Genomic DNA, 18,763 nt, shown 5'->3' on the forward strand with positions numbered 1-18,763 from the left:
GAGCGTGCCGGCGTGCTAAGGAGGCTCCGTGGCCCACGTCCTCATCGTAGACGACGAGGTGAACATCCGGCGGGTCCTCGCCGCCATGCTGAAGCGGGAGGGGTACGAGGTCACCACCGCCGCGGACGGCGAGCAGGCGCTCGCCGCGCTGTCGAAGACGCCCGTGCACGTGGTGGTCACGGACCTCGTCATGCCGAAGCTCGGCGGGATGGAGCTGCTCCGCCGCGTCTCGGCCGACCTCCCGGACATCCCGGTGATCGTCATCACCGCCCACGGCTCGGTGGACAGCGCCGTCGCGGCGCTCAAGGCCGGCGCCTTCGACTACATCACCAAGCCCTTCGAGCAGGACGAGCTCAAGAAGGTCATCGCGAAGGCCGCCCGCGCCCACGATCTCGAGCGCCAGAACCTGCACGGGCTCCTGAGCGAGGGCGACCGCCCGTTCCTCGTCGGCGACTCCCCCGCGATGCGCGCGATCTACGACATGATCGCGCGGGTGGCGGACTCGCCCTCGACGGTGCTCATCACGGGCGAGAGCGGGACCGGCAAGGAGCTCATCGCCAAGGCGCTCCACCGCGGCTCCTCCCGGCGGGACAAGCCGCTCATCAAGGTGAACTGCGCGGCGATCCCGAAGGACCTCGTGGAGAGCGAGCTCTTCGGCTACGAGCGCGGCGCCTTCACCGGCGCGGTCGGGTCGAAGCCGGGGCGGTTCGAGCTCGCGGACGGCGGCACGCTCTTCCTGGACGAGATCGGCGAGGTGCCGGTCGAGATGCAGGTGAAGCTCCTGCGCGCGATCCAGGAGTCCGAGTTCGAGCGGGTCGGCGGGATCAAGACGCTGCGCGTGGACGTGCGGCTCATCGCGGCGACCAACCGCGACCTCAAGCAGCTCATCGCCGAGGGGAAGTTCCGCGAGGATCTCTACTACCGGCTCGCCGTCGTGCCGATCGCCCTGCCGCCCCTCCACGAGCGGCGCGACGACATCCCCGCCCTCGTCCGGCACTTCATCGAGAAGTACGACCAACGGCTCGGGAAGAAGGTCGAGGGGATCGAGGACGAGGCCCTCGAGCTGCTCATGAGCTACTCGTGGCCGGGGAACATCCGGGAGCTCGAGAACCTCATGGAGCGCTCGGTGCTGTTCGCGGATGGACCGCTCATCCAGGCGAGCGCCCTCCCCGACTCGCTCCGGGAGCAGGGGCCCCAGCCGCCGCTCCCGATCGCGGCGGTCGGTCCGCTCGGCGCCATCGCCGCCCCGAGCGGCGCCTCCATGAAGGAGATCGTCCGCCACGCGCAGGCCGAGCTCGAGAAGGAGCTCATCGGCCGCGCCCTCGAGGAGACGGGCGGGAACGTCACGCGCGCCGCGAAGCGGCTCCAGATCTCCCGGAAGTCGCTCCAGGTGAAGATGAAGGAGCTCGGCCTCCGGGGATCCGCCGAGGACGAGTCATGAGGCCGTCCGCCGCCCGATGACGAGGCGGTGGCGCGGTGAGCCGCCGCACCAGGCCTGACCACCAGGCCTGACCGAGAGAAGTTTTTCCGGGCCTGACCGAGCGCCCACCGGGCCCACCGGGCCTGACCGAGAGAAGTTTTTCCGGCCTCCGGCCTGCCCGACCGGCGCCGGGCCTGACCGAGAGAAGTTTCCCGGCCTCCGGTCCCCCCGACCGGGGCTTCCCTCGCGCCGGAGCGATCCGCTTCTCGGGAGGCGTACGCCTGACTACCTGGCAGGGGGCCGCTCGCTTGACCGATCCGGGGGGCGCTGCTAGCGTCGGCTCGTTCTTTTGCCGCGTTTTCGCACCCTTCGCCCACGTCGGAGAAAAAGCATGGGGCGGCTTCGCCAGGGCCTGACCACCGCGATCCTGTTCGCAGCGATGACCGGCCCGGCCGGGGCGGCCGAGCTGACGCGCATCCAGAGCGCCGAGCCCGACGACCCCTTCGCGCTCCAGATCTCGGTGCGCTGGGATCACACGCAGGAGCGGGCGACGATCTCCCGCGAGCAGGCCTACGCGCCGGCCGCGACGACCGAGGACCTGAACGAGCTCCGCTACTCGCGCGTCCAGAACGACTTCGTCACGCGCGTCGCGCTCGCGCTCTACACGGACGTCGAGCTGCACGCCGAGCTGCCCTACTCCTTCACGGACGACGTGGCGTGGCGTTTCGGGACGCGCAACGGGATGCCGGTGAGCGCGTCGACGTCCTCGATCGCCACGAACGGCATCGACGCCATGGGGCAGGCCTGCGCGGTGTCCCCCTGCCCGCTCTTCCCGGTGAGCGGGAAGGACACCACCGTCTTCCACGGCGGCAAGCTCGGCGACCTCCGCGCCGGCCTCGCCTGGGCCATCTTCAACGACCGGCGCGATGACACGAAGCCCACCTGGCTCGTCGGCCTCGACGTGACCTTCCCCACCGCGACCCTCTACGACCCCGCGACGGGGCGGAACGGGCTGTGGCAGTCGCCGAACGCCGTGGATTCGAACCGCGCGCCTTCTGGCGAGAAGGTGTGGCGGTACGACTTCTACACCGCGCTGTCCAAGCGGATCGGCCCGGTGGACCCCTACGTGAAGGCGCACGTCACCGCCGTCCTGCCCTCGTCCTCGACCTACTCGAACTGCGATCACGTCGGCGACCTCGCGATCCCCGCGAACGGCGCCCCCGCGCAGATGACGCTCGCCGCCATCACGAACTGCTCGTCCTCCAAGTGGAAGGACGACGCCAAGGCGAAGCTCCCGTTCGTCGCGGGCCTCACCTTCGGCACCGAGCTGGTGCCCTTCGAGGACACGGCCGAGGGGCAGAAGGTCTCCTTCGACTTCCGGGCGTTCGCCGACTACACCTCGAGCAGCCGCTTCTACAACGAGCTGACCGACGCCTCCGGCAAGCTGCACTACACCGACGCGTACTTGACGATGGGCGGCTTCGCCGGCGTCTACCTCAAGGCCTCGCGCTGGGTGTCGCTCCAGGCGACCGCCTCGCTCGCGACCAAGACCTCGCACTGGCTGTCCGGCGAGTCCCTCGGCAAGGGCAAGGGCAGCGTCCCTGCGTGCTCGGACCTCTCCGGCGCCAGCGCGTGCGCCGACCTGAACCCGAACTTCGACTGGCGCTACGACGCGCCCGGCAACCGGTTCCGGATCTCCGAGGTGAGCGTGTTCTCGGTCGGCGTCGCCGGCGTGCTGACGTTCTGAACCCGACCGAGAGTCGTTTCGCCGTGCGGCGCGCAGCTGGCTCGTCATGGCGCCTGCGGCATGTACCGAGAGCGTCGTCAGGATCGTCCGGGTGCGGCGCTGCGACGCAAGCGCCCTCGAAATGACGCACGGTGCTGGACCGCAACCGGGCGAACCATCATCACTGGCGTGCGGCGGACCGGCCAGGCCGGACCGAGCGCGCGCGTGTGCGTCGCCCGGAGAGCGTTCGACGGGGCGGTCCGACGTGACCGAGCTTTGACGGATGTCACCCCGCCGCTTCGCAGCGCGCCCGGTGCTGGACGCGCATCAGCCAGGTGCCGGGCGGGAAGATGGTGTTCCGGAGGCCAGCTCTCCATTTCGCCAAGGCGCTCGCGTACGCCCGCCCGAACTCCTTCAGCTGCTGCAGCGCCTCGATTCGCTTCCACCTGCTCCTGCACGCGACCCGAGGGTTGATCCCCCGCCGCGGCTCGCCGGAGGACGGGTGCGCGCGGGGCTTCTGGGCGAGGACGCGCGCCACTCCGAGGAAGGACCGCCCTCCCTGCTCGAGCTCCGACGCGGCACGGTCCTCGGCCTCGTTCAGCGCCTCGCGGAGACGCGCCGCGAAGACGTCATCGGAGCTGAAGCCGGGAGGGCTGCAAAGCCGGAGGCTGGCCGACGCCGGCATTCGGCCGAGGTTGCGGAAGAACACCGTCGGCCGCTCGGCAACGATGGGCTCTCCGCCGATCAAGCCTGGATCGGACCAGAGCCCCGGCCACTCCCGCCCACGACGAACGAGGCCAGCGGCCACCGGGTTCGCGAGGACGTAGACCATCTTCTCGAGCACCGCGTCGTCGGTCTCGAGCTTCACCGCGCTGTAGCTGTTGCGCTCCCAGAAGCCGTCCCACCGGCCGAGGGAGCAGTTCATCGCCCGGGCGACCAGGCCATCGAGGTACCGGTGGAACTCGGGGAGCCGGGCCTGCGGGTCGGTCACGACCAGGTGGAAGTGGTTCGAGAGCACGCAGTACGCGTGCACCTGGATGCCGTACCGGTTCGCCGCCACGGCCAGGACGTACCGGAAGATCGCGTCCGTGTCCTTCGAGGGCCGGAGGAAGAAGCGGCGCTCCGAGCAGCGGCGCGTGACGAGGTAGGTGACGCCCTCGAGAATCTGCCGCGGTGCGGTCATGCCAGCGCACTGGGCAACCGGCGTGCCGAGGAGGATCGTCGGAAATCCGGGACCTCGGCGCGAGCTCGCCGTCCGCGCGGCGGACGCCCGGTCCGGGAAAACTTCTCTCGGTCGGGTTCACGGAAATCCGGGACCTCGGCGCGAGCTCGCCGTCCGCGCGGCGGACGCCCGGTCCGGGAAAACTTCTCTCGGTCGGGTTCAGCGGCGGCGCAGGCGCTCCAGGAGCGCGTAGACGTCGGCGCGCTTGAGGCCGCGCGCGCGCGCGACCTCACGGGCGAGCGCGGACGGGGGCTCGCCGGCGGCGCTCCGGCGGCGGAGCTCCTCCTCGACCGGCTCCGCCTCGGCGGCCCGCGGGGGCGGCGCGCCGGGGGGCGGGCTCGAGACGACCAGCGTCACCTCGCCGCGCACCTCGCCGGCGAACCGCGCTGCGAGCGCGGTGAGCGGCCCGCGCGCGAGCTCCTCGTGGAGCTTGGTGAGCTCGCGGGCGACGAGCGCGGGGCGGTCTCCGAGCGCCTCGGCGAGGTCCAGGAGCGTGTCGTGGGTCCGGTTCCCCGCCTCGTAGAGGACGAGGGTCGCGGGCGTCGCCGCGAGCCAGGCGAGCGTCTCGACGCGCCCACCGCCCTTGCGCGGGAGGAATCCGGCGAACACGAACCGATCCGCGGAGAACCCGGACGCGGCCAGCGCGGCCAGCGCCGCGCTCGGCCCGGGGATGGGCACCACCTGCGCGCCGGCCTCCCACGCCGCCGCGACGAGGGCGGCGCCGGGGTCGGACACGCCCGGGGTGCCGGCGTCCGTGCAGAGGGCGATCGCCTCACCGGCCCGCAGCCGCTCGACGATCGCCTCGACCCGGCCGCGCTCGTCGAACGCGGGGAGCGACACGAGGGCCGGCGCCGGCGCCCCGAGGTGCGCGTACAGCTTGATCGTCCGGCGGGTGTCCTCCGCGGCGACCGCCTGCACGCCCCGGAGCACCTCCGCCGCGCGGGGCGACAGGTCGGAGAGGTTCCCGATGGGCGTCGAGAGGACGTAGAGGGTCCCCACCCCACCCGCCCCGCCGCTCGCCGTCCCCCCGTTCGTCGTCATCGCTCACCCGTGCCACGGCTCCGCGTCGGCGTCGAACGCCGCCGGGAAGTGCTCGATCCGCGGGGCGCCATCCCCGAACGTCACCGCCACCACGTCGAACCGGATCGTGCGCTCGGCCGCGTCATGCCGCATCGCCCAGTCCACCGCTGCGGCCACGACGCGCCGCCGCTTCCGGCGGTCCACGGTCTCCTCCGGGCCGCCCTGCGCCTCCGACGAGCGGCTCCGCACCTCCACGAAGCAGAGGACGTCGCCGTCGCCCTCCTCGCAGACGAGATCCACCTCGCCGCGCGGGATGGCGTGGTTCCGGTCCACGACCCGCAGCCCACGCTCCTCCAGGTACTCCGCCGCGAGCCGCTCCGCCGCCCGCCCGCGGGCCTTGCGCGCCGCGTCGTCGCCGGGGCCGGCCATGGCTCAGGCGGCGTGATCCGCCGCGGCGCGGAACGCCGGATCGGTGGTCGCGTGCACGATCTGCCCCGGGCGGGCGATCTGCTTCAGGTACCGCGCCGCGAACCGCCGCGCGCCGTCGGAGAGCGCCGCGAAGGCCTCGTGATCGAGGACGGCGACGAGCTTGCCCGAGGCGAGCGTCTGCTCGACGAGCGCGAGCTTCAGCGAGAGGAAGATCAGGTCCCGATCGGCGGGAGCCAGGGTCATCGCCGGCGCCGGGCGGCCCCCGATGACGGCGTGGATCCCTCCCCGGTCGTCCACCTGCACCGCGGTGATCCGCTGAAACGTGAGCCCGGTCGCGAGCTGCGACGCCTTCTGCGCCAGCCCCCGCCCCACGCCCGCCGCGCTCCCCCCGAGCTCCGCCGCCGCGCGCTCCAGGAGCCCGCGCAGCGGCTCGATGGTGCCGCCGGGCACCGGGGTCGGGCAGGGGGTCGGGGCGGGCGCCGCGGGGGGCGTGGCGGCGAGCTCGGCCTCGAGCCGCTGGATGTCCTGCTCGACCGAGCGGACGTCGCGCACGAACCCGCCAACCTCTTCCGTGAGGCGCGCGTCGATGGCGCGCCGCTCCTCCTCGACCTTCGCACGCTCCTGGGCGGCCGCCCGGACCTGGGCGTCGCGCTGCCACTCCTCGAGCCGACGCCGCCACTCCGCGACCACCGCGTCGGCGTCCGCGAGCCGGCCGAGCGCGTCCCGGAGCTCCGCGACGCTGCGGACGGCGGCGAGCTCGAGCGCGACGCGCACGTCGGCCGCGTCGCGCTCGTACTGACCCTCGACCTTACGCTCCCAATCGTCCACGACCCGGCGCCGCCGCGCGACGCGCTCCCAGGCCTCGAGGGCGCCCACCCAGCGGAGCGCGACCCACGCGGACGCGCCGAAGGCGGGGATGTCGAGGAGGGCCAGGTAACGCGCCCCGGGGGTCCCCCCCGCGAGGAGCGCACCGCCGAGGGCGACGACCACGCCGGCGCCCACCCCGCCCCAGAACACGGGGTCCTGCCAGAACGGGACGGGCGCGCCGCGCGACTCGGCCCCGTCGAGCGCCTCGCGCTCCGCGGCGACCTTCGCCACCGCCTGCTCGTGCTTGCCGCTCGCCCGCTCGTACCTTGCGAGCCGGGCGAGCCGGGCCGCGGGATCGTCGCCGAGGAGGGCGGCCGCCTCGGCGGTCTTGGCGAGCTCGGCCCGCGCCGCCTCCGCGGTGGCGAGGCCGTCCGGGAGCTTCGCGCCGCCGCGGAGCGTCTCGTCGAGCCGGGAGGCCCGCGCCGCCAGGGCGTCCGCCTGGGCCTGGAGCCGCTCGGCGATCTTCGCCTTCTCGAGCTCGTCGCGGAGCTGCGCGAGCCGCTGCCGCGCCTGCTCGGGGGCGAGCGCCTGCCGCGCGGGCGCGAGCGCAGCGACCGCGCTCATCCCCCCGTGCCGCGACGGCAGCTCGGCCGCGGAGATCGAGAGCAGCGTGGAGAGGCGCTCTGCCGGCGGCGCGCCGGCGGCCTTCTGGAGGAACGCCCCGATGGCCGCGAGATCCTGCGCGACCGGGGCGAAGGAGCGCTTCTCCGCGTCGAACCGCTGGAGGATCGCCCCCGCCGCGAAGTCGCGGACGAGACGGTACGTGACCCGGTCGTTCCCCACGAGCGTGAGGCCCGCGCGGAGCGGCCCGCCGGCTGGCGCGCCCGCGCCCCGCGGGAGCGCCTCGGCGTCGCCCTGCGCCGGGTAGAGCATCGCCTCGAGCAGCCGCCGGAGCGCCGCGCCGTCCGCGGCGACGACGTTGTAGCCCGGGCGGAGCGTCGCGCGGCCGCCAGCAGGCGCCACGCCACGGACCCCCTGCGCTGCGAGCTCGAGGAGAATCACGGCGACGGGATCTTACCGGACCCCCCGCGCGGGGGGAACCGGAGACTGGAAGAAGAGTGCGGTCGAAAGCGGAGCCCGGACGCACCGATGGCGGGACGGGCGAAGCGCCCGCCACCGCCACCAGTCGTCCGGATCGCGCGCCGCGCGGCGCGGCGCTACGCCGGGGTCGGCGTAGCCGCCGGGGCGGCGGGGACCTCGGCCGCGACGTGCTCCTCCTGCTGGAGGCGGGCGGCCTTCCCCTGCAGCTCGCGCAGGTAGAACAGGCGGGAGCGCCGGACCTCGCCGTGGCCGAGCACCTCGATCTTCTCGATCTTGGGGCTGTGGACCGGGAACATGCGCTCGACGCCCACGCCGTAGCTCACCTTCCGGACCGTGAACATCGAGGAGCCCGGCTGGCCCTTCCGGTAGGCGATCACCACCCCCTCGAAGAGCTGGATGCGCTCCTTGTCGCCTTCCTTGATCTTGGTGTGGACGCGCACCGAGTCGCCCGACCGCATCTCGGGGATGTCGTTGCGGACGTACTTCGCCTGGATATCGGCAATCGCCTTGCGCAGCATGGGTCTTCCTCTCTTTTACAGCTCGTCGTCTCCGGCGTCGATGAGCCGGAGGTCGCTCTCCGGAAGCGCGAGCTTCGCGAAGAGATCCGGCCTCCGGTCCCGCGTGGCGCGGAGCGCCTCGCGGCGCCGCCACCGGTTGATCCGCCGGTGGTCCCCGGACGTGAGGACCTCCGGAACCTTCATCCCCCGGTACTCCGGGGGCCTGGTGTACTGCGGGTGCTCGAGGAGCCCGTCCTCGCCCGCGAAGCTCTCGGCCTCAGCCGAGGCCGTGTTGCCGAGGACGCCGGGCACCAGCCGCGCGGCCGCGTCGACGACGCAGAGCGCCGCCAGCTCACCGCCCGTGAGGACGAAGTCTCCCAGCGAGACCTCTGTGTCCACCACCGCCATCACCCGCTCGTCCACTCCCTCGTACCGACCGCACACCAGGATCAGCTTCCCGTGCTCCGACAGCCGCCGGGCGAGCCGCTGGTCGAGCCGCTCGCCCCGCGGGCTCGCCAGCACCACCAGCCCGCCGGGCATCCGCGCCTTCGCGGCCTCGATGGCCTCGGTGAGCGGCTCCGGCTTCATCACCATCCCGGCGCCGCCGCCGTAGGGGGCGTCATCCGCCACCTTGTGCTTCCCCGCGGCGTAGGCCCGGATGTCCGTGACCCGCGCCTCGAGCAGCCCGCTCTCCCGCGCCTTCCCGAGGATGCTCTCCTCGAGGTACCCCGCGACCATCCGCGGGAACAGCGTCAGGATGTCCACCTCGAGCTTGCCGCTCATGTCCGCACACCCATCGCCCGCGCGCCCGAGCCTGCCCGGGTCACGCGCGCCCGTCGGCCCCTCGGCCCGTCCGTCCTGTCGCGGTCTCCTCCGTCTCCCTGATCCAGCACCCGTTCAGTCCAAGAGCCCTTCCGGCGGATCCACCACGATCCGACCCGCCGCGCGATCCACCTCGACGTACGGCGCGAGCGGCACCAGCTTCTCGCCCCGCTCGCCGGTCACCACCAGCACGTCCACCCCGCCGGTGTCGTACAGGCCGGTCACCGTCCCGACCACCTCGCCCGTCACCGTCACCACCGGCAAGCCCTCGAGGTCGGACCACCAGTGAGCCGCCTCGCCCGCGTCGCCGAGGGCCTCGCGCTCGGCGAGGACCTCCGCCCCGACCGCCGCCTCCGCCGCGCTCCGATCGACGATCCCTTCGACCCGGATCGCCCAGAGCCGGCCCTGCGGCCTCGCCTCGAGCACCCGCCGCGCGACCGGCTCGCCGGTCCCTGTCCGCAGCGAGACGACCTCGAGCGCCCCGAGCGTCCCCTCCGAGCCGGCCACCCCGAGGTGGCCCTTGAGCCCGACGGCCCGGACCACCTTGCCGATCCGGACGAGCGCCACGGCTAGTCGAGGATGTCGAGCACCGCGCGCTTGCCGTCGCGACGGGCGGCGAAGTCGAGGACGGTGCGGAGCGCCTTGGCGGTCTTGCCGCCCCGCCCGATGACGCGCCCGAGATCGTCGGGGGCCACCGTGAGCTCGTAGACGCTCGAGCGATCGCGCTCGAGGGCGTCCACCTTCACGGCGTCCTTGTTCTCGACGAGCTCGCGGGCGAGCCAGAGGACGAGGTCGCGCACGGGACGCCTAGGCCTTCTTCTCGGCCGCCGGCTGGGCCTTGGCGGCCCGCTTCAGGAGCATCGCCACCGTCTGGCTCGGGCGGGCGCCGGCCTTCAGCCAGTGCTCGATGCGCTCGGTCTTGAGCTCGATGCGCTCCGGCCGCAGGGTCGGATCGTAGAGGCCGACGTCCTCGATGTACTTGCCGTCCCGCGGGTTGCGGGAGTCGGTCGCCACCAGGTGATAGAAGGGCGCCTTGTGCGTGCCCGCGCGCGACAGCCGAAGAACCACCGCCATGAAGTCTGCCTCCTCGAAAACCAAACCCTTGAAACGTGGTGACTTCTCTCGGCGCGACGCGCCGGAAGCCCACCACGAAAAGTGGGTTCCTTTACGCTACCTTAGCAACCGTGTCAAGGCACTGGATGCTCCGCGCCGCCGTCCGCGTCCGCCCGGGTTCCGCGCCGGGAGGCACGGAGCTGCGCGAGGTGCCCCCCCGGGAAGAGCCGGAGGGCGACCAGGTGGGCGAGCGCTCCGAGGAGCACGCCCGCGGCGCCTCCCCCCGCGAGATCCGAGATCCAGTGCGGACCGGCCCAGATCCGGGCCGCCCCGCCGACCACGGCCAGCAACAACACCGGCGGCGCCGCGCGGCGTCCGTAGGCGAGGAGCGAGTACGCCGCGAACGCGCCGAGCGCGATGGTCTGCGCGCCCGGGAGCACGCGGTGCAGGAACGGACCGACCACCGTCCCCGCGCCGGCGAGGTGCGGCGCGGTCCAGGAGGCGTGCGCCAGCAGCGCCATGCCGCCGCCCGCGGCGAGCGCCGCGAAGAGGGGCGCGGAGGCCTTGAGCACCGCGGGGACCTCCCGCTCGAGCCACGAGTAGATCGCGAGCGCGATGAGCGCGAGCGCCCACGGCTCACAGGCCACCGTCGCCACGACGAGCGCGACGTCGAGCCAGCGCGACGCGCCCGCCGCGGCGAGCGCGTCGAGCGGTGGCTCCGGGTAGAAAGGCGGCATCGCGGCCCTCTTGTACCAGCGCCCCCCGGGGGGCGGAAAGGGTGCGCGGCCCCCAGGTGCGCGGGCGAGCGAGCGCCGAAACGAACGGAGGCCGCGTGCGGTCGCGCACGCGGCCCCCGATGAGACGCCCGGCTCGAACGGCTACCCGGCCTTCTCGGCCTTCTCCGGGGCGGCCTTCTCGGCGGCCTTGCCCTTCTTCCCGGCCGCCTTCCCCTCGCCCTCGACCTCGGCGGCGGGAGCGGCGCGCTCGACGAGCTCGATGATCGACATCTCGGCGTTGTCGCCGGCGCGGCGGCCGACGCGGACGATCCGGGTGTAGCCGCCCGACCGCTTCTGGAAGCGGCCAGCGAGATCGCCGAAGAGCTTGTTCAGCACCTCGACGTCGCGCACGTCGCGGTTCGCCCGGCGACGGGAGTGCGGGGTCCCCTGCTTCGCGAGCGTGATCACCTTGTCCGCGAAGCGCTTCAGCTCCTTCGCCTTGGGCGTGGTGGTCTCGATCCGCTCGTGACGGAAGAGGCTGGTCACCATGTTCCTGAACATGGCCGTGCGGTGCTCGGTGGTGCGATCGAGCCGGCGGCCGACGACGCGGTGCTTCATCTGGTTGGTCTCCTGTCCCTGCCCTGGGGCTAGACCTTGGGCGCGCCCTGGGGCGGCGCCTTCGGCGGCCAGTTCTCGAGCTTCATGCCGAGGGAGAGGCCCATCTCGGCCAGGATCTCCTTGATCTCCTTCAGCGACTTACGCCCGAAGTTCTTGGTCTTGAGCATCTCGGCCTCGGTCTTCTGAACGAGGTCGCCGATGGTCTTGATGTTCGCGTTCTGCAGGCAGTTCGCGCTGCGAACGGAGAGCTCGAGCTCGTCCACGGACCGGAAGAGGTTCTCGTTGAGCTTCTGCTCCTCGACCGGCTTGATCTCCTCGGCGGGCTCCTCGGCCTCGTCGAAGTTGATGAAGATCGCGAGCTGCTCCTTCACGATCTTCGCGGCGAACGCCACCGCATCCGCCGGGGCGACCGAGCCGTCGGTCCAGACCTCGAGCGTGAGCTTGTCGTAGTCGGTCTGCTGCCCGACGCGGGCGTTCGTGACCTGGTAGTTCACCTTCCGGATCGGCGAGAAGAGCGCGTCGATGGGGATGGTGCCGATGGGCGAGCCCGGGACCTTGTTCTTCTCCGCCGGGACGTAGCCGCGGCCGCGACGCGCCGTCATCTCCGCCCGGACCCGCCCGCCCTCGCTGATGGTGAGGATGTGGTGGCCGGGGTTGAGGACCTCGACCTGGGGGTCCGTGATGATGTCGCCCGCCTTGATCTCCTTCGGGCCGTCCGCCTCGATCCGGATCGTCTTGACCTCGTTGGTGTGGATCTGGAGGAGGACCTCCTTGAGGTTCAGGATGATGTCGGTGACGTCCTCGGCGACCTCGGGGATCGTCATGAACTCGTGCTCGACCCCCTCGATCTTGACCGAGGTGATCGCGGCGCCCTGCAGGCTCGAGAGGAGCACGCGGCGCAGCGAGTTGCCGAGCGTGATGCCGAAGCCGCGCTCCAGCGGCTCCGCGACGAACTTCCCGTAGGTGTTGGAGAGGCTCTCCTGGTCCACGACCAGGCCGCGGGGCTTGATGAGGTCCCGCCAGTTCTTCGTGACGATGGAATCGACCATGGGCTGTCTCCTCGGCCGCCGCCCCCTCCCCGCCTCCGCTCAGCCGTTGCGGCGCAGGGCTCCGTGGGACGCGCGACCTTTCGAAAAGGGAGCGAGCCCGGATCCCGGGCCCGCTCCGGTGGCACGACGCCGCGCGGCTACTTCGAGTACAGCTCGACGATGAGCTGCTCCTGGATGGGCATCGTGATGTCCTCGCGCGCCGGCGCGGCCTTCACGGTCCCCTTGAACGCGGCCTTGTCGAGCTCCAGCCAGGCCGGGACCTGGCGGCGATCGACCGCCTCGAGCGCCTCGTTGATCCGGACGACCTTCTTCGAGCGATCCTTCAGCTCGACCTTGTCGCCCGGGCGGCAGAGGTAGCTCGGGATGTTGACCTTCCGGCCGTTCACCTTGAAGTGGCCGTGCCGGACGAGCTGCCGCGCCTCGTTGCGCGTGTCGGCGAAGCCGAGCCGGAAGACGACGTTGTCGAGGCGCAGCTCCAGCGTCTGGAGCAGGTTCTCGCCGGTCTTGCCCTTGGCGGCGGCGGCGTTCTGGTACGCGTGGCGGAAGCCCGCCTCGAGCACGCCGTACATCCGCTTCACCTTCTGCTTCTCACGGAGTTGGACGCCGTACTCCGAGAACTTGGTGCGCCCCTGGCCGTGCTGGCCCGGAGGATACGGGCGGCGCTCGATGGCGCACTTGTCGGTGTAGCACCGATCGCCCTTCAGATACATCTTGAGGTTCTCGCGGCGGCAGAGCCGGCACACGGATTCGCTGTAACGAGCCACGTCGATTCTCCTGGAAGGTGATCAGACCCGGCGGCGCTTCGGGGGCCGGCACCCGTTGTGCGGGATCGGCGTGACGTCGCGGATCAGCGTGATCTTGAGGCCGGCGGCGGACAGGGCGCGGAGGGCCGACTCGCGGCCGGCGCCCGGCCCCTTCACGAGCACGCTCACCGTCTTGAGGCCGTGCTCCATCGCCTTCGCGGCGGCGTCGCCCGCGGCCACCTGGGCCGCGAACGGGGTGGACTTGCGCGAGCCCTTGAAGCCGCGCGCGCCGGCGCTCGACCACGCGATCACGTTCCCCGCGGTGTCGGCGATCGTGATCTGCGTGTTGTTGAAGGTCGAGGCGATGTGGACGATGCCGGTCGCCACGTTCTTCTTCACCCGCTTCTTCCCCTTCTTCGGGGTGACGGGCGAAGCGGTCACCGGCTCGATGCCGCTGAGGTTCGGCGCCGCGGGCGCGGCCGCCTCCTCCTTCTTCGGCTGCTCATCTGCCTTAGTCTGCTTCTCGTCGGCCACTCTGGAATCTCCGGTTGACTATCTGTGAATTAGGCCTTGGCCTTGGGGGCCGGCGCAGCGGTCGGCTTCCGGACGAGCCCCTTCTTCGGGCCCTTCCGGGTGCGCGCGTTCGTGTGGGTGCGCTGGCCGCGGACCGGGAGGCCCTTGCGGTGGCGGAGGCCGCGGTAGCAACCGAGATCCATGAGCCGCTTGATGTTGAGCGAGATCTCGCGGCGGAGGTCGCCCTCCACCTTCAGGTTCTGCTCGATGGTCTCGCGGATGCGGCGGACCTCGTCGTCCGTGAGATCCTTCGTGCGCGTGACCGGAGAGACGTTCGCCTTCTCGAGCACGAGCTGAGAGGTCGTCTTACCGATACCGTAGATGTACTGGAGGCTGACCTCGATCCGCTTCTCACGGGGAAGGTCGACGCCGGCGATACGAGCCATTCGTCTCTCCGAAATCGCGCGGGGGCTTAGCCCTGGCGCTGCTTGTGGCGGGGGTTGGCCGGGCAGATGATCCGCACGGTGCCCTTGCGCTTGATGACCTTGCACTTGTCGCAAATCTTCTTGACCGACGCGCGGACCTTCATGACCGACGCCTCCAGTGCTGCTCGAAAGACGAGGATGTCCGCCGAGACTGCCGGCGGGCTCCAGGCGACCGGGAGCCCTCTGTGCCCCCCTTCTCAGCCGCCGGGATTTCTCCGAAATTTTCCGGATGACCGCATGGAGCGGCCTTCGCGGAGCGGGCGCTATAACACAGGCGTTTTTTGCCTGCAAGGAGAGACCCGGGCCCATTCGGCTCTCCTCCCACCCTCTCCCGGGTGAATCAGTCCGCCGGCAGGGCCTCCCCCGGCGGCAACGTCAGGATTTCAGGCCCGTTTTCGGTGATGGCCACGGTGTGCTCGAAGTGAGCGGAGAGCGACCCGTCGAGCGTTCGGGCCGTCCAGCCATCGTCCAGCGTCTCCACGTCACACAGGCCCGCGTTCACCATCGGCTCGATCGCGAGCACCATCCCGGCCCTGAGCGTCGCGCCGGTCCCCGGTCGGCCGTAGTTCGGCACGTGCGGCGCCTCGTGCAGCCGGCGCCCGATCCCATGCCCCACGAAGTCGCGGACCACCGAGAAGCCGCACCCCTCCACGTGCTCCTGGACCGCGAACCCCACGTCGCCCAGCCGGGCGCCGGGGCGCGCGGCGGCGATGCCCCGCGCGAGCGCGCCGCGGGTCGTCGCGAGGAGGCGCGCCGCGAGCGGAGAGCCCTTCCCCGCCACGACCGTCCGCGCGGAGTCGGCGAACCAGCCGCCGAGGATCACGCCGTAGTCCAGGCCGACGACGTCGCCCGCCTGGAGCACGCGACGCGAAGGGATCCCGTGGATCACCTCGTCGTTCACGGAGATGCACAGCGACGCCGGGTAGCCGCAGTAGCCGAGGAACGCGGGCTCGGCCCCGAGCTCCCGCGTCCGCCGGGCGGCGAGCCGGTCGAGCTCGAGCGTGGTCACGCCCGGCGCGACGGCGCCGACGAGGCCCTCGAGGACCTGCCACAGGACGAGGCCCGCCTCCCGCATGCGGGCGATGTCGTCCGGCGTCCGGAGGGTGATGCGCTCGCGGGAGAGGGCGTCCATCGAGGGTCGGGCCGCTACTGGCCGAGCGCCTTGCGCGTCACGGCGAGGATGCCGTCGGGCGAGCCGACGCCGTCGACCTCGGCGACGAGGCCGCGCTCCCGGTAGAAGCGCTTGAGCGGCTCGGTCTTGACGCCGTACTCCTGCAGCCGCTTCCGGATCTTCTCGGGCTTGTCGTCGTCGCGCTGCACGAGCGCGGTCACGTCGCGATCGCAGATCCCGGCGCGCTTCGGCGGGTTCTGCGTCACGTGGTAGATCGCCCCGCACTTCGGGCAGCTCCGGCGCCCGCCGATGCGGTCCACGACCGTCTCCTCGGCGACCTCGTACGAGATGACCCGGTCGATCTTGCGGCCGAGGGACCGGAGCAACAGGTCCAGGTACTGCGCCTGCGGCACGGTCCTGGGATAGCCGTCGAGGATGAACCCCGGCGCGACGTCCGGCTGGGAGAGCCGATCCTTCACGAGCTCGTTCGTCACGTCGTCGGTGACGAGGCCGCCCCCGTCCATGATCGCCTGGATCTTCTTGCCCAGCGGCGTGCCGCGCGCCTTGTGGTCGCGGAACATGTCGCCGGTCGAGATGTGCGGGATCGCGTACTGCTGGGCGAGGAGCTTGGCCTGAGTGCCCTTGCCCGCGCCGGGCGGGCCGAGGAGGATCAGGATCATGATCGTATCTCCGAAGAAGCGGAGGGCCTCGCCGTCGGCGAGGCCCCGCGCGGCCTACGCGTTGACCGCCGTGCCTGTCGCGAGGCGGCGGCCGCGGATGCGCGGCCCGCGCGGGCCCGTGAAGCCCTCGTAGTGCCGCGTGATGAGGTGTCCCTCGATCTGCTGCACGGTGTCGAGCGCGACGCCCACCACGATGAGCAGCGACGTGCCGCCGAAGTAGAAGGACACGCCGAACTTGTCGGTGATGAAGGTCGGGAGCACGCAGACCGCGGCGAGGTAGATCGCGCCGCCGAAGGTGATGCGCGAGAGGACGAAGTCGATGTAGTCGGCGGTCTTCTTGCCGGGGCGGATGCCCGGGATGTACCCGCCGTACTTCTTGAGGTTGTCGGCGACGTCCACCGGGTTGAACGTCACCGCGGTGTAGAAGTAGGCGAAGAAGATGATGAGGACGACGTAGAGCGTGTTGTAGATCCAGCTCCCGGGCCGCACCTCGTTCGAGAGCGACGACAGGATCGGGAACCAGCCCGCGAGCGTCGCCGGGAACAGCAGCAGCGAGGACGCGAAGATCGGCGGGATCACGCCCGAGGTGTTCACCTTGAGCGGGAGGTGCGTCGACTGGCCGCCGTAGAGCTGCTGCCCGACCATCCGCTTCGCGTACTGGACCGGGATGCGCCGCTGGCCCCGCTCCACGAACACGATGGCGGCGATCACGACGATCATGATCGCGCCGAGGACGAGGAGCCCGATGCCAGACAGGGACGAGCCGCCCGACGACTGCATCTGCCGCCAGGTGGTCACCGCCGCCGACGGGCCGCGGGCGACGATGCCGGCGAAGATGATGAGGGAGATGCCGTTGCCGATGCCTCGCTCGGTGATCTGCTCGCCCATCCACATGATGAAGGCGGTGCCGGCGGCGAGCGAGATCATGGTGAGGAGCCGGAAGCCCCAGCCGGGATCCGCGACGACCATGACGCCGCTCTCGGTGCGCTGCGCCTCGAGGAACGTGGCGATGCCGTAGCCCTGGATGCCGGCGAGGACGATGGTGAGGTACCGGGTGTACTGCGTGATCTTCCGGCGCCCCATCTCGCCCTCCTTCTGGAGGGCCTCGAGCTTCGGGACGACCACCGTCATGAGCTGCAGGATGATCGACGCCGAGACGTACGGCATGATGCCGAGCGCGAAGATCGAGAGCTGCTCGAACGCGCCGCCCGAGAAGAGGTTCAGGAGCGTGAAGAGGCCGCCCTGCGCGACGACCTCCTGCATCGCGCGCCGATCCACGCCCGGCGTCGTGACGAAGATGCCGAGCCGGTACACGGCGAGCATGCCGAGACTGAACAGCAGCCGCTTCCGGAGCTCCGCGACCCGGAAGATGTTGAAGAGCCCGCTCGCCGCCATGCCGATCCCTTTCGCCCTGCCGGCCGGGCGCTCACCGCGCGCACGGTGAGCCCCGGCGGTCGGACTACTTCGCCTGCTCCGCCTTCTTCGCGGCCTTCGCCTTCTGGTACATCGTAACAGGCGCCGGGACGAGCTCCACCTTCCCGCCCGCCTTCTCGATCGCGGCCCTGGCGCCAGCGGTCACCCGGTTCACCTTGACCGTCAGCGCGGCCTTGAGCTCGGCCTGGCCGAGCACGACGACGCCGTCCCGGTTCCCGCGGATGAGGCCGGACGCCTCGAGGACCGCGGCGTCCACGGTGCCGCTCAACCCTTCGAGGTCGGCCACCTGCACCTCCTCGAGCTCGCGGCGGAAGACGTTGTGGAATCCGAACTTCGGGAGGCGGCGCTGGAGCGGCATCTGGCCGCCCTCGAACCCCTCGAAGTGCATGTTGCCGGTGCGGGCCTTCTGGCCCTTGCCGCCGCGGCCGGCGGTCTTGCCGAGGCCGGAGGCCTGGCCACGACCGACGCGGACCTTCCGGCGGTTGGCGCCCTTCGGCGCCTTGAGCTTGGAGAGCGACATGAGGAAATCTCCTTTTATCACGCGGGGCGCGCGATCACGACCGCGCGGCCGCCGCCTTCTTGGCCTTCCGGCCCACGGGCGGCGGAGCATCGACCCGCTCCCACTCCACGAGGTATCCGACCTTGGCGATCATCCCGAGCGTCTGCGGGGTGTCGGGGAGGATCCGGGTCGAGTCCCGCTTCCCGAGGCCGAGGCCCTGCACGACCGTGCGGTGGGGCGCGGGACAACCCGCGAGGCCGCGGACGAGCTTCACCTTGATGGCAGCCACGATGTCTCTCCTTAGGCCCCGGTGATCTCGGCGGCCTGCTTGCCGCGGAGCCGGGCGCTGTCCTCGAGCGCGCGGAGGCGCTTGAGGCCCGCCACGGTCGCCTTGAGGACGTTGTGGGGGTTGCGGGAACCCTGCGACTTCGTGAGGACGTTGCGGATGCCCGCGGCCTCGAGGACCGCGCGCACCGAGCCGCCCGCGATGACGCCGGTGCCCTCGCCGGCCGGCTTGAGGAGCACCCACCCGGCCCCGAAGTGCCCGAGCACCTCGTGCGGGATGGTCGTCCCGACGAGCGGCACCTTGAACAGGTTCTTCTTCGCCTGGTCCCCGCCCTTGCGGATCGCCTCGGGGACCTCGTTGGCCTTGCCGAGGCCGACGCCGACGTGACCCTGGCCGTCACCGACGACGACGAGCGCGGAGAAGCTGAAGCGACGGCCGCCCTTCACGACCTTGGCGACGCGGTTGATGTGGACGACCTTGTCCGACAGATCCAGGTCGTTTGCGTTGATGGGAGTAGCCATTCAGTCCCTCG

24 protein-coding genes are annotated in these 18,763 nt (G+C 71.6%); 2 read left to right on the forward strand and 22 right to left on the reverse strand.

Annotated elements, in window-relative coordinates; translation table 11 throughout:
• The first annotated feature begins 28 nt into the window (after window positions 1–28).
• Window positions 29–1,441 (forward strand): sigma-54-dependent transcriptional regulator, encoded by a 1,413-nt coding sequence (locus tag MNZ27_RS07540; RefSeq protein ID WP_242393428.1) that lies wholly within the window; start codon window positions 29–31, stop codon window positions 1,439–1,441.
• A gap of 370 nt (window positions 1,442–1,811) precedes the next feature.
• Complete coding sequence (locus MNZ27_RS07545; protein ID WP_242393429.1) at window positions 1,812–3,167, forward strand: hypothetical protein; 1,356 nt, start codon at window positions 1,812–1,814, stop codon at window positions 3,165–3,167.
• A gap of 265 nt (window positions 3,168–3,432) precedes the next feature.
• Here MNZ27_RS07545 and MNZ27_RS07550 read toward each other — a convergent pair whose 3' ends face one another.
• From MNZ27_RS07550 to rpsE, 22 genes are all read right to left on the reverse strand, one after another.
• Window positions 3,433–4,329, reverse strand: a complete 897-nt coding sequence (locus tag MNZ27_RS07550; protein WP_242393430.1) for a transposase — start codon at window positions 4,327–4,329, stop codon at window positions 3,433–3,435.
• Between the two features lie 198 nt (window positions 4,330–4,527).
• Window positions 4,528–5,409, reverse strand: coding sequence for a 16S rRNA (cytidine(1402)-2'-O)-methyltransferase (gene rsmI, locus MNZ27_RS07555; protein ID WP_242393431.1), 882 nt, complete (start codon window positions 5,407–5,409; stop codon window positions 4,528–4,530).
• Between the two features lie 3 nt (window positions 5,410–5,412).
• The gene (locus tag MNZ27_RS07560) at window positions 5,413–5,817 is read right to left on the reverse strand and encodes a YraN family protein (RefSeq protein ID WP_242393432.1); all 405 of its coding nucleotides are present in this window, start codon (window positions 5,815–5,817) and stop codon (window positions 5,413–5,415) included.
• 3 nt (window positions 5,818–5,820) lie between these two features.
• Window positions 5,821–7,686 carry a hypothetical protein gene (locus MNZ27_RS07565; protein ID WP_242393433.1) on the reverse strand — a complete coding sequence of 622 codons (1,866 nt, stop codon included), beginning with the start codon at window positions 7,684–7,686 and terminating at the stop codon, window positions 5,821–5,823.
• Window positions 7,687–7,841: 155 nt separating this feature from the next.
• A complete protein-coding gene (gene rplS / locus MNZ27_RS07570; protein WP_242393434.1) occupies window positions 7,842–8,243 on the reverse strand; it encodes a 50S ribosomal protein L19 in 402 nt (133 codons plus the stop codon).
• Between the two features lie 15 nt (window positions 8,244–8,258).
• Window positions 8,259–9,005, reverse strand: coding sequence for a tRNA (guanosine(37)-N1)-methyltransferase TrmD (trmD, locus tag MNZ27_RS07575; RefSeq protein WP_242393435.1), 747 nt, complete (start codon window positions 9,003–9,005; stop codon window positions 8,259–8,261).
• A 114-nt stretch (window positions 9,006–9,119) separates the two neighbouring features.
• The gene (gene rimM, locus MNZ27_RS07580) at window positions 9,120–9,611 is read right to left on the reverse strand and encodes a ribosome maturation factor RimM (protein ID WP_242393436.1); all 492 of its coding nucleotides are present in this window, start codon (window positions 9,609–9,611) and stop codon (window positions 9,120–9,122) included.
• 2 nt (window positions 9,612–9,613) lie between these two features.
• The gene (locus MNZ27_RS07585) at window positions 9,614–9,844 is read right to left on the reverse strand and encodes a KH domain-containing protein (protein ID WP_242393437.1); all 231 of its coding nucleotides are present in this window, start codon (window positions 9,842–9,844) and stop codon (window positions 9,614–9,616) included.
• Between the two features lie 7 nt (window positions 9,845–9,851).
• Entirely contained in the window at window positions 9,852–10,118 is a 267-nt protein-coding gene (gene rpsP, locus MNZ27_RS07590; protein WP_242393438.1) for a 30S ribosomal protein S16, read from the reverse strand.
• Between the two features lie 113 nt (window positions 10,119–10,231).
• The gene (locus tag MNZ27_RS07595) at window positions 10,232–10,834 is read right to left on the reverse strand and encodes a hypothetical protein (protein ID WP_242393439.1); all 603 of its coding nucleotides are present in this window, start codon (window positions 10,832–10,834) and stop codon (window positions 10,232–10,234) included.
• Between the two features lie 141 nt (window positions 10,835–10,975).
• Window positions 10,976–11,431, reverse strand: coding sequence for a 50S ribosomal protein L17 (rplQ, locus tag MNZ27_RS07600; protein ID WP_242393440.1), 456 nt, complete (start codon window positions 11,429–11,431; stop codon window positions 10,976–10,978).
• A 29-nt stretch (window positions 11,432–11,460) separates the two neighbouring features.
• Window positions 11,461–12,480 (reverse strand): DNA-directed RNA polymerase subunit alpha, encoded by a 1,020-nt coding sequence (locus MNZ27_RS07605; protein ID WP_242393441.1) that lies wholly within the window; start codon window positions 12,478–12,480, stop codon window positions 11,461–11,463.
• A 137-nt stretch (window positions 12,481–12,617) separates the two neighbouring features.
• Window positions 12,618–13,244, reverse strand: coding sequence for a 30S ribosomal protein S4 (gene rpsD, locus MNZ27_RS07610; RefSeq protein WP_242393442.1), 627 nt, complete (start codon window positions 13,242–13,244; stop codon window positions 12,618–12,620).
• Window positions 13,245–13,265: 21 nt separating this feature from the next.
• Window positions 13,266–13,757, reverse strand: a complete 492-nt coding sequence (gene rpsK / locus MNZ27_RS07615; RefSeq protein WP_456298395.1) for a 30S ribosomal protein S11 — start codon at window positions 13,755–13,757, stop codon at window positions 13,266–13,268.
• Between the two features lie 29 nt (window positions 13,758–13,786).
• Window positions 13,787–14,182 (reverse strand): 30S ribosomal protein S13, encoded by a 396-nt coding sequence (rpsM, locus tag MNZ27_RS07620; protein ID WP_242393443.1) that lies wholly within the window; start codon window positions 14,180–14,182, stop codon window positions 13,787–13,789.
• A 26-nt stretch (window positions 14,183–14,208) separates the two neighbouring features.
• On the reverse strand, window positions 14,209–14,325 hold the full coding sequence (gene rpmJ, locus MNZ27_RS07625) for a 50S ribosomal protein L36 (RefSeq protein WP_011420977.1): 117 nt from the start codon (window positions 14,323–14,325) through the stop codon (window positions 14,209–14,211).
• Between the two features lie 236 nt (window positions 14,326–14,561).
• Window positions 14,562–15,353, reverse strand: coding sequence for a type I methionyl aminopeptidase (gene map, locus MNZ27_RS07630; protein ID WP_242393444.1), 792 nt, complete (start codon window positions 15,351–15,353; stop codon window positions 14,562–14,564).
• 14 nt (window positions 15,354–15,367) lie between these two features.
• Window positions 15,368–16,012 carry an adenylate kinase gene (locus MNZ27_RS07635; protein WP_242393445.1) on the reverse strand — a complete coding sequence of 215 codons (645 nt, stop codon included), beginning with the start codon at window positions 16,010–16,012 and terminating at the stop codon, window positions 15,368–15,370.
• A gap of 54 nt (window positions 16,013–16,066) precedes the next feature.
• Entirely contained in the window at window positions 16,067–17,407 is a 1,341-nt protein-coding gene (gene secY, locus MNZ27_RS07640; protein WP_242393446.1) for a preprotein translocase subunit SecY, read from the reverse strand.
• A gap of 64 nt (window positions 17,408–17,471) precedes the next feature.
• Window positions 17,472–17,966 (reverse strand): 50S ribosomal protein L15, encoded by a 495-nt coding sequence (gene rplO, locus MNZ27_RS07645; protein WP_242393447.1) that lies wholly within the window; start codon window positions 17,964–17,966, stop codon window positions 17,472–17,474.
• 34 nt (window positions 17,967–18,000) lie between these two features.
• A complete protein-coding gene (rpmD, locus tag MNZ27_RS07650; RefSeq protein WP_242393448.1) occupies window positions 18,001–18,234 on the reverse strand; it encodes a 50S ribosomal protein L30 in 234 nt (77 codons plus the stop codon).
• An 11-nt stretch (window positions 18,235–18,245) separates the two neighbouring features.
• Window positions 18,246–18,752, reverse strand: a complete 507-nt coding sequence (gene rpsE, locus MNZ27_RS07655) for a 30S ribosomal protein S5 (protein ID WP_242393449.1) — start codon at window positions 18,750–18,752, stop codon at window positions 18,246–18,248.
• Window positions 18,753–18,763: the final 11 nt, after the last annotated feature.

The organism is Anaeromyxobacter oryzisoli, from assembly GCF_022690765.1.
GTDB classification, from domain to species: domain Bacteria; phylum Myxococcota; class Myxococcia; order Myxococcales; family Anaeromyxobacteraceae; genus Anaeromyxobacter; species Anaeromyxobacter oryzisoli.